This is a genomic window from Pseudomonas crudilactis (assembly GCF_013433315.1).
GTDB lineage: Bacteria > Pseudomonadota > Gammaproteobacteria > Pseudomonadales > Pseudomonadaceae > Aquipseudomonas > Aquipseudomonas crudilactis.
This window is the reverse complement of sequence record NZ_WXVV01000002.1, coordinates 309,496-324,304: the sequence shown is the minus strand read 5'-3', so window position 1 is coordinate 324,304 and position 14,809 is coordinate 309,496. Positions and strand designations below refer to the sequence as shown.

14 protein-coding genes are annotated in these 14,809 nt (G+C 56.9%); 11 read left to right on the top strand and 3 right to left on the bottom strand.

Annotated features, from left to right (window positions below):
• Positions 1-51 precede the first annotated feature (51 nt).
• A complete protein-coding gene (mnmE, locus tag GTU76_RS03885; RefSeq protein WP_175552753.1) occupies positions 52-1,422 on the top strand; it encodes a tRNA uridine-5-carboxymethylaminomethyl(34) synthesis GTPase MnmE in 1,371 nt (456 codons plus the stop codon).
• Positions 1,423-1,464: 42 nt separating this feature from the next.
• On the opposite strand, the gene GTU76_RS03880 is transcribed toward mnmE, so the two are convergent.
• The 3 genes from GTU76_RS03880 to GTU76_RS03870 form a co-directional block, all read right to left on the bottom strand.
• Positions 1,465-3,900, bottom strand: a complete 2,436-nt coding sequence (locus GTU76_RS03880) for a TonB-dependent siderophore receptor (protein WP_016984069.1) — start codon at positions 3,898-3,900, stop codon at positions 1,465-1,467.
• A 119-nt stretch (positions 3,901-4,019) separates the two neighbouring features.
• A complete protein-coding gene (locus GTU76_RS03875; RefSeq protein WP_180698099.1) occupies positions 4,020-4,967 on the bottom strand; it encodes a FecR domain-containing protein in 948 nt (315 codons plus the stop codon).
• Positions 4,967-5,473, bottom strand: a complete 507-nt coding sequence (locus tag GTU76_RS03870) for a sigma-70 family RNA polymerase sigma factor (RefSeq protein WP_180698098.1) — start codon at positions 5,471-5,473, stop codon at positions 4,967-4,969. The genes GTU76_RS03875 and GTU76_RS03870 overlap by 1 nt, the downstream gene beginning before the upstream one ends.
• Positions 5,474-6,049: 576 nt before the next feature.
• On the opposite strand from GTU76_RS03870, the gene mnmG reads away from it, so the two are divergent.
• The 10 genes from mnmG (at position 6,050) to atpA (ending at position 14,765) form a co-directional block, all read left to right on the top strand.
• Positions 6,050-7,948, top strand: coding sequence for a tRNA uridine-5-carboxymethylaminomethyl(34) synthesis enzyme MnmG (gene mnmG, locus GTU76_RS03865; RefSeq protein WP_016984066.1), 1,899 nt, complete (start codon positions 6,050-6,052; stop codon positions 7,946-7,948).
• Positions 7,945-8,589 (top strand): 16S rRNA (guanine(527)-N(7))-methyltransferase RsmG, encoded by a 645-nt coding sequence (gene rsmG / locus GTU76_RS03860; protein WP_007911906.1) that lies wholly within the window; start codon positions 7,945-7,947, stop codon positions 8,587-8,589. Before mnmG ends, rsmG begins: the two co-directional genes overlap by 4 nt.
• 18 nt (positions 8,590-8,607) lie before the next feature.
• Entirely contained in the window at positions 8,608-9,405 is a 798-nt protein-coding gene (locus GTU76_RS03855) for a ParA family protein (protein WP_007911909.1), read from the top strand.
• Positions 9,406-9,414: 9 nt separating this feature from the next.
• Entirely contained in the window at positions 9,415-10,287 is an 873-nt protein-coding gene (locus GTU76_RS03850) for a ParB/RepB/Spo0J family partition protein (protein ID WP_116028606.1), read from the top strand.
• A 148-nt stretch (positions 10,288-10,435) separates the two neighbouring features.
• On the top strand, positions 10,436-10,843 hold the full coding sequence (locus tag GTU76_RS03845; RefSeq protein ID WP_008084411.1) for a F0F1 ATP synthase subunit I: 408 nt from the start codon (positions 10,436-10,438) through the stop codon (positions 10,841-10,843).
• 16 nt (positions 10,844-10,859) lie between these two features.
• Positions 10,860-11,729: a F0F1 ATP synthase subunit A gene (gene atpB, locus GTU76_RS03840; protein WP_008084413.1), complete on the top strand. Its 870-nt coding sequence runs from the start codon at positions 10,860-10,862 to the stop codon at positions 11,727-11,729.
• Between the two features lie 133 nt (positions 11,730-11,862).
• Positions 11,863-12,120 (top strand): F0F1 ATP synthase subunit C, encoded by a 258-nt coding sequence (gene atpE, locus GTU76_RS03835; RefSeq protein WP_003097235.1) that lies wholly within the window; start codon positions 11,863-11,865, stop codon positions 12,118-12,120.
• A 59-nt stretch (positions 12,121-12,179) separates the two neighbouring features.
• Positions 12,180-12,650, top strand: a complete 471-nt coding sequence (locus tag GTU76_RS03830; RefSeq protein ID WP_003229781.1) for a F0F1 ATP synthase subunit B — start codon at positions 12,180-12,182, stop codon at positions 12,648-12,650.
• Between the two features lie 12 nt (positions 12,651-12,662).
• Positions 12,663-13,199, top strand: a complete 537-nt coding sequence (locus tag GTU76_RS03825) for a F0F1 ATP synthase subunit delta (protein WP_007911956.1) — start codon at positions 12,663-12,665, stop codon at positions 13,197-13,199.
• A 21-nt stretch (positions 13,200-13,220) separates the two neighbouring features.
• The gene (atpA, locus tag GTU76_RS03820) at positions 13,221-14,765 is read left to right on the top strand and encodes a F0F1 ATP synthase subunit alpha (RefSeq protein WP_016984064.1); all 1,545 of its coding nucleotides are present in this window, start codon (positions 13,221-13,223) and stop codon (positions 14,763-14,765) included.
• Positions 14,766-14,809 lie beyond the last annotated feature (44 nt).

The window sequence follows — 14,809 nt, the reverse complement described above, 5'->3', positions numbered from 1 at the left end:
CCCCCTAGTGGGGCGTTTTGCTATCTGCCACTTTTGTCTGGATTTCGGTTTATGAGCACACCTCGTGAAACCATCGCCGCTGTCGCCACCGCTCAAGGTCGCGGCGGTGTGGGCATCGTCCGTATTTCCGGGCCGTTGGCCAGCGTTGCGGCCAAAGCCATCAGCGGCCGCGAACTGAAACCGCGTTACGCCCATTACGGGCCGTTTTTCAGTGCCGACCAGCAAGTGCTCGATGAAGGTCTGGCTTTGTATTTCCCGGGGCCGAACTCGTTCACCGGCGAAGACGTTCTGGAATTGCAGGGCCACGGTGGCCCGATCGTTCTGGATATGTTGCTCAAGCGTTGCTTGGAATTGGGGTGTCGCTTGGCTCGGCCCGGTGAATTCAGCGAACGCGCCTTCCTCAATGACAAACTCGACCTGGCCCAGGCCGAGGCGATTGCCGATTTGATCGAAGCCAGTTCTGCACAGGCTGCACGTAATGCTCTGCGTTCCTTGCAGGGTGCGTTTTCCCAGCGTGTGCATAACTTGACCGAACAACTGATCGGTCTGCGTATCTACGTCGAAGCCGCCATCGACTTCCCGGAAGAGGAAATCGACTTCCTCGCCGATGGCCATGTGCTGAGCATGCTCGACAAAGTCCGTGATGAGTTATCCACAGTACTGCGTGAGGCCGGGCAGGGTGCCTTGCTCCGCGACGGCATGACTGTGGTGATTGCCGGGCGGCCGAATGCCGGTAAATCCAGCCTGCTGAATGCGTTGGCCGGTCGGGAAGCGGCGATCGTCACCGAGATTGCCGGCACCACGCGGGATATCCTGCGCGAACATATCCACATTGATGGTATGCCGCTGCACGTTGTCGACACCGCCGGTTTGCGCGATACCGATGATCATGTGGAAAAGATCGGCGTTGAACGCGCGTTGAAAGCCATTGGTGAAGCGGATCGAGTGTTGCTGGTAGTCGACGCGACCGCTCCGGAAGCACTGGATCCGTTTGCCCTGTGGCCGGAATTCCTCGAAACCCGGCCGGATCCGGCCAAAGTTACGCTGATCCGCAACAAGGCCGATCTAACGGGCGAAGCCATTGTTTTGGAAACCAGCGAAGACGGGCATGTGACGATCAGTCTCAGCGCCAAGTCGGCCGGTGAAGGTCTGGATCTGCTGCGCGATCATCTCAAGGCCTGCATGGGTTACGAGCAGACCTCGGAAAGCAGTTTCAGCGCACGTCGCCGGCATCTTGAAGCCTTGCGCCACGCCAGTGCAGCGTTGGAACACGGCCGCGCCCAGCTGACCTTGGCTGGCGCTGGGGAATTACTGGCCGAGGATTTGCGTCAGGCCCAGCATTCTCTCGGTGAAATCACCGGAGCATTCAGCTCTGATGATCTGTTGGGACGGATTTTTTCCAGCTTCTGTATCGGCAAATGAAAAAAGGGCTGTGGACAATTTATCCACAGCCCCTTTTTCGTTCTACCAGTTGTAGGAAACCGTGCCGAGCAGAGTGCGATCTTCACCCCAGTAGCAACGGCCAGCGTCGTTGCAACCCGACACATATTCCTTGTCGAACAGGTTCTTCGCATTCAGGTCGACGCTCCAGTGCGTATCGATCTGATAACCGATGGCCGCATCCACCAAGGTGACGTCGCCGGCATCCAGCTTCCCGTAGAGAGAAGGCGACGTGTAGGCGAAGGCACTGTCGAAATAACGCACACCACCGCCCACGTACAGACCTTTCAAGTCGCCATCAAGGAATCGATATTTCGCCCAGACCGAAGCCTGATTGCGCGGCACGCCGGTCATTTGATGGCCTTTGACCAATGACGTCGCTGCATCCTTGGTAATTCGCGCGTCGGTGTAGGTGTAAGCCGCCGTGAGATTGAGGTTCTGGGTCAGGTTGCTGTTCAGTTCCAGTTCCACACCCTTGGAACGGCTTTCGCCCACCTGGCGATAGCTCGACGTGGTGGCGTCGAAGTAGGTGTCGTCTTTTTTGCGCAGGTCGTACACCGATGCAGTGAAGGCAGTGTCCCAGCCGATTGGTTCGTACTTCAGGCCCACTTCATATTGGCTGCTGGTGATCGGATCAAGCGGCGCACCGGCATTGGAGATCTGCTGCACCGGCACGAACGAGGTGGAATAGCTGACATACGGCGTCATGCCGTTGTCGAACTGGTACATCACGCCGCCCTGATAAGTGAATTTCTTGTCCTCGGAGCTGATGTTGCTCGACTGGGCGACCTTGTCGCGAAAATCACTGTCGACCCAGTCCTGACGGCCACCGAGCAGAAACAGCCAGTGGTCGTACTTGCTCTGGATCTGTGCATAAACCCCTTTCATCTGCTGCTCGAGCAAGGTGTTTTGCACCGCAATCGGCGTGGTTGGGTCGCGCAGGTACACCGGGTTATACACATCGATCGGCCCGACAATGCCGGCATTCCAGTCCTGATTGAACGACGTGCGGTCATAGCTGGCGCCGAACAACACGGTGTTCTCCAGACCGCCGACCTGGAATTTGCCTTCCAGTTGGTTATCCAGCGAATACACCATCGATTTGTTGTAGCGATCGTAGGCGGTCATGTTCAAACGCGTGCCGAACCCGGCGTTGTTGAGGTTGCCTGGCCAGGTTTCGTGACGGGTGATGCGCGACTGCATGTAGCGCGAGTTCTGGCGGAACTGCCAGTCGTCGTTGAACGAGTGGCTGAACTCGTAACCGGTGCTCCAGGTTTCTCGTTCGAAAGTGTTCCAGTCCGGGTCGCCGAGCAGGGTGCCTTTGGATAACTTGCCGTTGGGGTTGGTCAGCAATGTCCCGGCGGCCGGTAGGCCAAGTTCCATGTTGGTGTGATCCTTCTGGTAGTTGGCCAGCAGGGTCAAGGTGTTGAAATCGTCAAAATTCAGGGTCAGCGATGGCGCGATGTAGATTCGGTCATCCGGTACGTGGTCGGTCTGGGTGTCGGACTTGCGGCCAAGCATCACCACGCGCCCGAGAACATTGCCGCTGTCATTGAGCGGGCCGGAGACATCGACGCCGATCTGCCGGCGATTGTTCGAGCCATAACCCAATTGCACTTCGCCTTGCGGTGCAGCGGTCGGGCGTTTGCTCACCAGATTAACCAGACCGCCGGGGGCGTTTTCCCCGTAAAGAAGCGAAGACGGGCCGCGGAAAACCTCTACCCGTTCAAGTCCATAAGGCTCAGTGCTGGTGTCATAGCGGTTGCCTTGTACGCGTAGTCCATCGCGCAACAGACCGTAGCCATAATCGGTGGCGTTGAAACCGCGAATGTAGAACAGGTCTCCTGCCAGACTGTCGCCAGCGGCGAACGGTGGGGCAAAGATCCCCGGCACGTAGCCGAGTACCTCGGTGAGTGTCTGAGATTTCTGATCCTTCATGCGTTGGCCGGTAACGACGGACACTGAGCGTGGCGTTTCCGATAACGGCGTACTGGTTTTCGTACCGATTCGACTGTTCTGCGCCTTGTATCCGACGTCGGCGGCGTAATCCAGATCCATCGGATTGGCCAACTGACCGTTGATGTTGGTCGGAGCGAGCTCCAGCGAATCACCGTTCGGCAGCGCCTGCAGAATGTAACTGCCCGGCGCCTGCGGTACGGCTTGCAAACCCGAGCCTTGCAGCAGTTGGGCGAATCCCTGGTCGACAGTGAAGCTGCCGTTCAACCCGGCGCTACGCAAGCGGCTGGTCTGTTGCGGCGAGAACGACAGAATCACGTTGGCGGCCGAGGCGAACTGGCTCAGCGCATTATCCAGCGGGCCGGCGGCGATGGCGTAACGCTGGGCTACCGATGCAGCGACGGCGTTATGGCTAATCACCAGGCAGGACGCGGCGCTGGTCATCAGTAAGCTATAGGCAATGCAGTGGTAGGAAAAACGCTGACGAAACGTGGGAAGACGCATGTGTGGATAAGCCCTGAAGGTGGCAAAGAGCCGCGTTTATCGCGATTACCTGTAGGGCCGGGTCAGGGCAAAAAAAGATAACCCTGTTGTCGATTTATTTTCTCCAGGCGAAATTTCGATCAAGTGTTGTGGCTGATCGAGACCCAGTATCGAGTGAAATAGCGCACGTTGATCGGCAGCGAAGCCTGAAGATTGGCCAGGACAGCGTCGGTTGAATTGAGGCGGAATGTCCCGGATATCCGCAGCTCCCGGGCACGCGTGTCGCAATGTAAAACGCCGCTCCGATAGCGGCCCAATTCTTCAATAACATCACCCAAGCGCGCATTGAGGACGATCAATTGGCCGTTGATCCACGCCACTTCAGAGGATTTGAAGGGATGAACGGGCCCGATGTGCTGCCGATCAAAATCGGCGCCTTCGCCTGCCTGCAGAATTCTTGCGGCCGTTGATGCATCAGCGGGCTGAACACTGACCCGGTCTTCCAGCACTCCAACTCGGGTAGAGCCCGACAGCTGGTGAACGGAGAAACGGGTACCGAGTGCTTGAATCCGGCCATCCCCGGTTTCGACGAAAAAGGGCCGTTGATCGCCAAGCTTGCCGGTTTGAATGAGGATTTCACCCGAGCGCAAACGAATCAGTCGATGTGCCGCATCAAAAGACACATCAATTGCGGTGTCAGTGTTGAGTTGTATCTGGCTGCCGTCGGCCAACGCGATGTTGCGGCGCTGGCCAACCCCGGTTTTATAGTCGGCCCAGACATTCCCCAGGGATGTGTGTTGCTGAACATTCCAGCCGACGAACCCCGTCCCCGCTGCGAGCAGCAACAATTTCAGCACTTGGCGACGTTGCTGACCCGTATTCAGCGCACGACGTTTCAGATCCTGCGGCAGCGTACCGAGGTGGCGCTGCAATTGTTCCATCTGATTCCACGCCGCCAGATGCGCCGGGTCACTATCTATCCACAGCTGCCAAGCCTTTTGTTCGGTGAGTGTTGGCGGCTCCGCCTGAAACTGCACGTACCAACTGGCGGCCGCTTCAAAAATCTGGCGATTGGTGGCGATAGCCATCAACTTTGCGCCATGATCAGGGCACATTCCGTCAGGGCGCGGATCATGTGCTTCTTCACCGTGGTCAATGACACCTTCAATTGCAGTGCGATCTGTTGATAAGTCAGGCCATCGATCTGGGAGAGCGTGAAGATCTGTTGGCTTCTGGCGCCGAGCCCGGCCAAGGCTTTATCCACAGCGACCAGGGTTTCGATGATCAGCGCCTTGTCTTCCTCGCTGATGACAGTGGCTTGCGGACGAGCCGCGAGGGTCCGCAAATACGCGGCCTCGATAGCCTGTCTTCTATAACGGTCAATCACCAGACCGCGTGCAATGGTCGCCAGATAATCACGTGGATCACGAATCTGTGCAGCATTACGCGCCGCCAGAATCCGCACAAACGTGTCATGCGCCACATCCGCCGCATCGCAGGCGTCATGTAATTTTCCCTTGAGCCACCCGTATAGCCACGAATGGTGTTGCTCGTAGATTCGCTCGATCGCAGCAGTGTGGGCGGGTAGGGACATGGGGAAAACTGACGAGTTAATGAGTTAATGATAATGCCTATTATTAGCCCCTGTTACGTTCTCTCACAATAGCCCTCGCACTTCCCTCCATCCGCTTCTTTGTCCCCAGCGAACCCTTCGTGGCGTTTTTTTGCGTCCGGAAAAGCCGTTTTATCGATTTTCTGTGGATTAAGCCCTGTGAATAACTGCCACTAAGGGCAGTTGATAACAGGGCCTGAAAACTGGATATAACCCCGTCTGTGGATAACCACCCCTTTCATCCACAGGCTTACAGCGGTTATCCAAGGGCCTCATTGGCACATGGGCACAGGGTTTTGAAACTCTGTACATATTGAATATAAAGGCTTGTAGCAATCTATCCACAGAAACGTGCTTCAGTAGAAATAAACATAAAAACAAAGGTTTTATAAATTTCTCTCTTTTTTATTCTTTTAACCTCGAGTTCTCCACAGCTGGTTAAATTTTGTGCAAAGGGTTCTTTAGGAAGGGCGAAGTCCCTATACTTGCCGACCAGGTCCAAAAACCTGATCTCAAACTATTCCTGAATTACCTACTTAAGCAGGCACGAGGTGCGTGGTGGATTTCCCTTCCCGTTTTGAAGTGATCGTCATCGGCGGCGGTCATGCCGGTACCGAGGCAGCACTGGCCTCAGCACGTATGGGGGCAAAAACCCTGTTGCTGACGCATAACGTGGAAACCCTCGGTGCCATGAGTTGCAACCCGGCCATCGGTGGCATTGGCAAAAGCCATCTGGTCAAGGAAATCGATGCCCTCGGCGGGGCGATGGCCACAGCTACCGATTTGGGCGGCATCCAGTTTCGCGTGTTGAACAGCCGCAAAGGCCCAGCCGTACGGGCGACCCGTGCGCAAGCTGACCGGATTCTGTACAAGGCCGCTGTCCGCGAAATCCTCGAAAACCAGCCGAACCTGTGGATATTTCAACAAGCTGCTGATGACCTGATCGTCGAGCAGGAACAAGTCCGTGGTGTTGTCACGCAAATGGGTCTGCGTTTCTTCGCCGATTCCGTGGTGTTGACCACCGGTACGTTCCTCGGCGGACTTATCCACATCGGTTTGCAGAATTTTTCCGGCGGCCGCGCCGGTGATCCGCCATCGATTGCACTGGCTCACCGTCTGCGTGAACTGCCACTGCGTGTCGGTCGCCTGAAAACCGGCACACCGCCGCGTATCGACGGCAAGTCTGTGGATTTCTCGGTGATGACCGAGCAACCCGGCGATACGCCGATCCCGGTGATGTCGTTCATGGGCAACAAAGAACAGCATCCACGCCAGGTCAGCTGCTGGATTACTCACACCAACGCCCGCACCCACGAAATCATTGCTGCGAACCTTGATCGTTCGCCGATGTATTCCGCTGCCGGTGAAATCGAAGGCATCGGCCCGCGCTATTGCCCGTCGATCGAAGACAAGATCCACCGCTTTGCCGACAAGGAAAGCCATCAGGTGTTTATCGAACCGGAAGGTTTGACCACCCATGAGCTGTACCCGAACGGGATATCCACAAGCTTGCCGTTCGACGTGCAATTGCAGATCGTGCAATCGATCCGCGGCATGGAAAACGCGCACATCGTGCGTCCGGGCTATGCCATCGAGTACGACTACTTCGATCCGCGTGATCTGAAGTACAGCCTGGAAACCAAAGTCATCGGCGGTCTGTTCTTTGCCGGACAAATCAACGGCACCACCGGTTACGAAGAAGCCGGCGCCCAAGGTTTGCTCGCCGGCGCCAATGCTGCACTGCGCGCCAAGGGCAAAGAAGCCTGGTGCCCGCGTCGCGATGAAGCGTACATCGGCGTGTTGGTCGACGACCTGATCACCCTCGGCACCCAAGAGCCGTACCGCATGTTCACTTCCCGTGCCGAGTACCGCCTGATTCTGCGCGAGGACAACGCCGACCTGCGTCTGACCGAAAAAGGTCGCGAGCTCGGTCTGGTCGATGACGCGCGTTGGGCGGCCTTCTGCAAGAAACGCGAAAGCATCGAGCTGGAAGAGCAGCGTCTGAAAAGCACTTGGGTTCGCCCGAATACGCAGCAGGGCGATGCGATTGCCGAGAAGTTCGGTACGCCGTTGACCCACGAATACAACTTGCTCAACCTCTTGAGCCGTCCGGAAATCGACTACGCTGGTCTGGTCGAAGTGACCGGCAATGGCGCCGAAGATCCACAGGTCGCCGAGCAGGTTGAAATCAAAACCAAATACGCCGGTTACATTGATCGTCAACAGGACGAAATTGCCCGTCTGCGCGCCAGTGAAGACACGAAGTTGCCTGTGGATATCGATTACACCAACATTTCCGGTCTCTCCAAGGAGATCCAGAGCAAGCTCGGCGCGACTCGACCAGAGACGCTGGGCCAGGCTTCGCGGATCCCGGGTGTGACCCCGGCAGCGATTTCGCTATTGATGATTCACTTGAAAAAACGCGGCGCGGGCCGTCAGTTGGAGCAAAGCGCTTGAGTTCTAAGGTCACTTCGCAACACGCCGAAGAGTTATCCACAGGAGCCCGCGAGCTCGGTGTCAATCTCACTGAAACCCAGCACGAACTGCTGCTGGGTTATCTGGCCCTGTTGATCAAATGGAACCAGGCCTACAACCTGACCGCTGTGCGCGATCCGGACGAAATGGTTTCGCGACACTTGCTCGATAGTCTGAGCGTGATGTCGTTCATCGAAAACGGTCGCTGGCTCGACGTCGGCAGTGGCGGCGGTATGCCGGGGATCCCGTTGGCGATTCTGTATCCGGATTCGCAAGTGACCTGTCTGGACAGCAACGGCAAGAAAACCCGCTTCCTGACCCAGGTCAAACTCGAACTCAAACTGGATAACCTGCAAGTTATCCACAGTCGTGTCGAAGCCTTCCAGCCTGCGCAACCGTTCAACGGGATCATTTCCCGGGCGTTCAGCAGTATGGAGAACTTCACCAACTGGACTCGCCACTTGGGCGATGCAGATACACGCTGGCTGGCAATGAAGGGCGTTCATCCGGCCGATGAGCTGGTAGCATTGCCGGCAGACTTCAAACTCGATAGCGAACACGCCCTGGCCGTACCCGGTTGCCAAGGCCAACGCCATCTGCTGATACTGCGCCGCACGGCATGATTGGGAACACAAGCAAGAATGGCTAAGGTATTCGCGATAGCGAACCAAAAGGGTGGTGTGGGCAAGACCACCACCTGCATCAACCTCGCAGCATCCCTGGTCGCAACCAAGCGCCGGGTGCTGTTGATCGATCTCGATCCACAGGGCAACGCCACCATGGGTAGCGGTGTGGATAAACACGGCCTGGAAAATTCGGTCTACGACCTGCTGATCGGCGAATGCGATCTGGCCCAGGCCATGCACTATTCCGAGCACGGCGGTTACCAACTGCTGCCGGCCAACCGCGATTTGACGGCGGCCGAAGTGGTGCTGCTGGAAATGCAGATGAAGGAAAGCCGTCTGCGCAGCGCGCTGGCGCCGATCCGTGAAAACTACGATTACATTCTGATCGACTGCCCGCCGTCGCTGTCGATGCTCACGCTGAACGCACTGGTCGCCGCTGACGGGGTGATTATCCCCATGCAGTGCGAGTACTTCGCGCTCGAAGGCTTGAGCGACCTTGTGGATAACATCAAGCGCATCGCTGAATTGCTCAATCCGAACCTGAAAGTCGAAGGCCTGCTGCGAACCATGTATGACCCGCGCCTGAGCCTGATGAACGACGTTTCGGCGCAGCTCAAGGAACACTTCGGCGAGCAGCTCTACGACACGGTGATCCCGCGCAACATCCGTCTGGCCGAAGCGCCGAGCTACGGCATGCCGGCGCTGGCCTACGACAAACAATCGCGTGGCGCCCTGGCTTATCTGGCCCTGGCCGGCGAGATGGTTCGTCGTCAGCGCAAAAATTCACGCATCGCCGCCGCTCAGGCAACTTAAGGAATTCCCATGGCCGTCAAGAAACGAGGTCTCGGACGTGGACTGGATGCACTGCTGAGTGGTCCGACCGTCAGCGCGCTGGAAGAACAAGCCGCGCAAGCTGACACCCGTGAATTGCAGCACTTGCCGTTGGACTTGCTGCAGCGCGGCAAGTACCAGCCGCGCCGGGACATGGATCCGCAGGCGCTGGAAGAACTGGCAGCGTCGATCAAGGCGCAAGGGGTGATGCAGCCGATCGTGGTGCGCCCGATTGGCGGTGGCCGCTTTGAGATCATCGCCGGTGAACGCCGCTGGCGCGCGAGCCAGCAAGCCGGGCAGGAAACCATCCCGGCGATGGTCCGCGATGTACCGGATGAAACCGCAATTGCCATTGCGCTGATCGAGAACATCCAGCGTGAAGATCTCAACCCGATCGAAGAGGCGGTGGCCCTGCAGCGTTTGCAGCAGGAATTCCAGCTGACTCAACAGCAGGTTGCCGAGGCTGTGGGTAAGTCCCGCGTCACTGTGGCTAACCTGTTGCGGCTTATTGCATTGCCGGAAGTCATCAAGACCATGCTGTCCCACGGCGACCTGGAAATGGGCCATGCCCGTGCTTTGCTCGGTCTGCCGGACAATCAGCAGGTGGAAGGGGCGCGACATGTTGTCGCACGCGGCCTGACTGTGCGCCAAACCGAGGCACTGGTTCGCCAGTGGTTGAGTGGAAAACCGGAGCCTGTGGAAGCATCCAAACCCGACCCGGATATCGCCCGTCTCGAACAGCGTCTGGCCGAGCGCCTAGGCTCTGCGGTGCAGATTCGCCACGGCAAGAAGGGAAAAGGGCAGTTGGTGATCGGTTACAACTCCCTCGATGAGCTTCAAGGTGTGCTCGCACACATCCGCTGAAACATTTCCTCATGTAGCGCGCAGTCGGAAATCACTACCTGACAGTTGAATAGGGGCAGAACCGCCCCTATACTCTGCGCGCATTTTGTCGGCACAAATTATGCCAAGTTATTGAATTCTGGCAGCCGACCATTGGAGAGCAATAGTGATGGAAACCCGCAAGCCAAACCGCCTGCCGTTCCATCGCCTGGCAGTTTTTCCGGTGTTAATGGCTCAATTTGTCATTTTGCTGATTGCCGCTTTGGCGCTCTGGCAATGGCACGGAGTCGTTGCCGGATACTCGGGACTTTGCGGAGGCCTGATAGCCTTGCTGCCCAATGTTTATTTCGCTCACAAGGCATTTCGGTTTTCCGGCGCCCGAGCAGCCCAGTCCATCGTCCGGTCTTTTTATGCCGGCGAGGCAGGCAAACTGATTTTGACAGCAGTGCTTTTTGCGCTGGTGTTTGCAGGTGTGAAGCCACTGGCGCCGATAGCTGTATTCGGCGTGTTCGTGCTGACTCAGTCGGTCAGCTGGTTCGCTCCCCTGCTGATGAGAACAAGACTTTCGAGACCTTAGGGCGTTTGAGGCAACCATGGCAGAAACAACCGCTTCGGGCTATATCCAGCACCACTTGCAGAACCTGACCTTCGGTCAGCTACCTAACGGCGGCTGGGGCTTTGCCCATACCGCAGCAGAAGCCAAAGAAATGGGCTTCTGGGCTTTCCACGTCGATACTCTCGGCTGGTCGGTCGCGTTGGGTCTGATCTTCGTTTTTCTTTTCCGCATGGCGGCAAAGAAAGCGACTTCGGGTCAACCGGGTGCTTTGCAGAACTTCGTTGAAGTATTGGTCGAATTCGTCGATGGCAGCGTGAAAGACAGCTTCCATGGCCGTAGCCCGGTGATTGCACCGCTGGCACTGACCATCTTCGTCTGGGTGTTCCTGATGAACGCCGTCGACCTGATCCCGGTCGACTGGATTCCTCAGCTGGCCATCCTGATCACCGGTGATCACCACATCCCGTTCCGCGCCGTGTCGACCACCGACCCGAACGCGACCCTGGGCATGGCGTTGTCGGTTTTCGCACTGATCATTTTCTACAGCATCAAGGTCAAGGGCATCGGCGGCTTCATCGGCGAACTGACCCTGCACCCGTTCGGCAGCAAGAACATCTTCGTTCAAGCCCTGCTGATCCCGGTGAACTTCCTGCTGGAATTCGTGACCCTGATCGCTAAACCGATCTCTCTGGCTCTGCGTCTGTTCGGCAACATGTATGCCGGTGAGCTGGTGTTCATTCTGATCGCTGTGATGTTCGGCAGCGGTCTGCTCTGGCTGAGCGGCCTGGGCGTTGTTCTGCAGTGGGCTTGGGCTGTGTTCCACATCCTGATCATCACCCTGCAGGCGTTCATCTTCATGATGCTGACCATCGTCTACCTGTCGATGGCGCACGAAGAAAACCATTAAGACCAGTCTCGACTAGTCTGATGTCCTTCCCGGTCAAACGGGAAGGGGCTCTTCACAGGGCACCTGAAACGATTTGTTTTACCGCTTTAATCTAAAAAACCTAAACCATACGACGTAAAAGTCGGGAGGAAAGATGGAAACTGTAGTTGGTCTAACCGCTATCGCTGTTGCACTGTTGATCGGCCTGGGCGCACTGGGTACCGCAATTGGTTTCGGCCTGCTGGGCGGCAAGTTCCTGGAAGGCGCAGCGCGTCAGCCAGAAATGGTTCCAATGCTGCAAGTTAAAATGTTCATCGTTGCCGGTCTGCTCGACGCCGTAACCATGATCGGTGTTGGTATCGCTCTGTTCTTCACCTTTGCGAACCCGTTCGTTGGTCAGATCGCTGGCTAATTACCCGGATTCTTCCGAGTAATTTGATGTGATGGACAACGTAACTGCGAGGTGTTGGCGTGAACATTAATGCGACCCTGATTGGCCAGTCCGTTGCGTTCCTGATTTTTGTACTGTTCTGCATGAAGTATGTATGGCCTCCGGTCATCGCTGCTCTGCACGAACGTCAAAAGAAGATCGCTGATGGTCTGGACGCTGCCAGCCGTGCAGCTCGCGACCTGGAGTTGGCCCAAGAAAAAGCGGGTCAGCAACTGCGCGAAGCGAAAGCTCAGGCAGCTGAAATCATCGAGCAAGCCAAGAAACGCGGTAACCAGATTGTCGAAGAGGCCGTTGAAAAGGCCCGTGTCGACGCTGACCGTGTGAAGGTTCAGGCTCAAGCCGAGATCGAACAGGAACTGAACAGTGTCAAAGACAAGCTGCGCGCCCAAGTGGGTTTGCTGGCTGTCGGCGGCGCCGAGAAGATCCTGGGTGCCACAATCGATCAAAACGCGCACGCAGAGCTGGTTAACCAACTGGCTGCTGAAATCTAAGCGAGGGCGATCATGGCAGAACTGACCACGTTGGCCCGACCTTACGCTAAGGCGGCCTTCGAGCACGCTCAGGCCCACCAGCAACTGGCCAATTGGTCAGCCATGCTCGGCCTGGCTGCAGCGGTGTCGCAAGACGACACCATGCAGCGCGTGCTCAAGGCCCCGCGACTGACGAGCGCAGAAAAGGCCGCCACGTTTATTGACGTGTGCGGCGACAAGTTTGATGCCAAGGCACAGAACTTCATCAATGTCGTTGCCGAAAACGACCGTCTCCCGCTTCTGCCGGAGATTGCCGCTCTTTTCGACCTGTACAAGGCCGAACAAGAGAAGTCGGTAGACGTTGAAGTGACCAGTGCTTTTGCATTGAACCAAGAACAGCAAGACAAACTCGCCAAGGTTCTCAGTGCACGACTCAACCGGGAAGTGCGCCTGCAAGTTGCGGAGGATGCTGCCCTTATAGGTGGTGTCGTTATCCGCGCCGGCGACCTGGTTATCGATGGCTCGATTCGCGGCAAAATCGCGAAACTTGCCGAAGCATTGAAATCTTGAGTTTGAAGGGGCAGCAGAGCAATGCAGCAACTCAATCCTTCCGAAATAAGTGAAATTATCAAGGGCCGCATCGACAAGCTCGATGTGACCTCCCAAGCCCGTAACGAAGGCACTGTCGTCAGCGTATCTGACGGCATCGTGCGGATTCACGGTCTGGCCGACGTAATGTACGGCGAGATGATCGAGTTTCCGGGCGGCGTCTACGGTATGGCCCTCAACCTGGAGCAAGACTCCGTAGGTGCCGTTGTACTGGGCGCTTACCAGTCTCTGGCTGAAGGCATGAGCGCCAAGTGCACCGGTCGCATCCTCGAAGTTCCGGTTGGTAAGGAACTGCTGGGTCGCGTAGTCGACGCACTGGGTAACCCTGTTGACGGCAAAGGTCCACTGGGCAACACCGAGACCGACGCGGTCGAGAAAGTTGCTCCGGGCGTGATCTGGCGTAAGTCGGTAGACCAGCCTGTACAGACTGGCTACAAGGCTGTCGATGCCATGATCCCTGTCGGCCGTGGCCAGCGTGAGCTGATCATCGGTGACCGTCAGATCGGTAAAACCGCTCTGGCGATCGACGCGATCATCAACCAGAAAGACAGCGGCATTTTCTGCGTCTACGTAGCTATTGGTCAGAAACAATCGACCATCGCCAACGTTGTTCGCAAGCTGGAAGAAAACGGCGCCCTGGCCAACACGATCATCGTGGCTGCCAGTGCTTCGGAATCTCCTGCGCTGCAATTCCTGGCACCGTACTCCGGTTGCACCATGGGTGAATTCTTCCGCGACCGCGGTGAAGACGCGCTGATCGTTTATGACGATCTGTCCAAGCAAGCAGTGGCTTACCGCCAGATTTCCCTGCTGCTGCGCCGTCCACCAGGCCGTGAAGCTTACCCAGGCGACGTGTTCTATCTCCACTCCCGTCTGCTGGAGCGCGCATCCCGCGTTTCGGAAGAATACGTAGAGAAGTTCACCAACGGCGCAGTGACCGGCAAAACCGGTTCCCTGACCGCACTGCCGATCATCGAAACCCAGGCTGGCGACGTTTCCGCGTTCGTTCCGACCAACGTGATTTCCATCACCGACGGTCAGATCTTCCTGGAATCGGCCATGTTCAACTCGGGCATCCGTCCTGCAGTGAACGCCGGTGTTTCGGTATCCCGTGTGGGTGGTGCCGCTCAGACCAAGATCATCAAGAAGCTGTCCGGTGGTATCCGTACCGCTCTGGCTCAGTACCGTGAACTGGCGGCATTCGCCCAGTTCGCTTCTGACCTGGACGAAGCGACCCGTAAGCAACTTGAGCATGGTCAGCGCGTTACCGAGCTGATGAAGCAGAAGCAATACGCACCAATGTCGATCGCTGACATGGCGCTGTCGCTGTATGCCGCTGAGCGTGGGTTCCTGACTGACATTGAAATCGCCAAGATCGGCAGCTTCGAACAAGCGCTGATTGCTTTCTTCAACCGCGATCACGCCGATTTGATGGCCAAGATCAACGTTAAAGGTGACTTCAATGACGAAATCGACGCTGGCATGAAAGCCGGTATCGAGAAGTTCAAGGCCACCCAAACCTGGTAAGCCGCAGCGGGAGCCGCGAGGCTCCCGCTTGCTAACCTGATAGG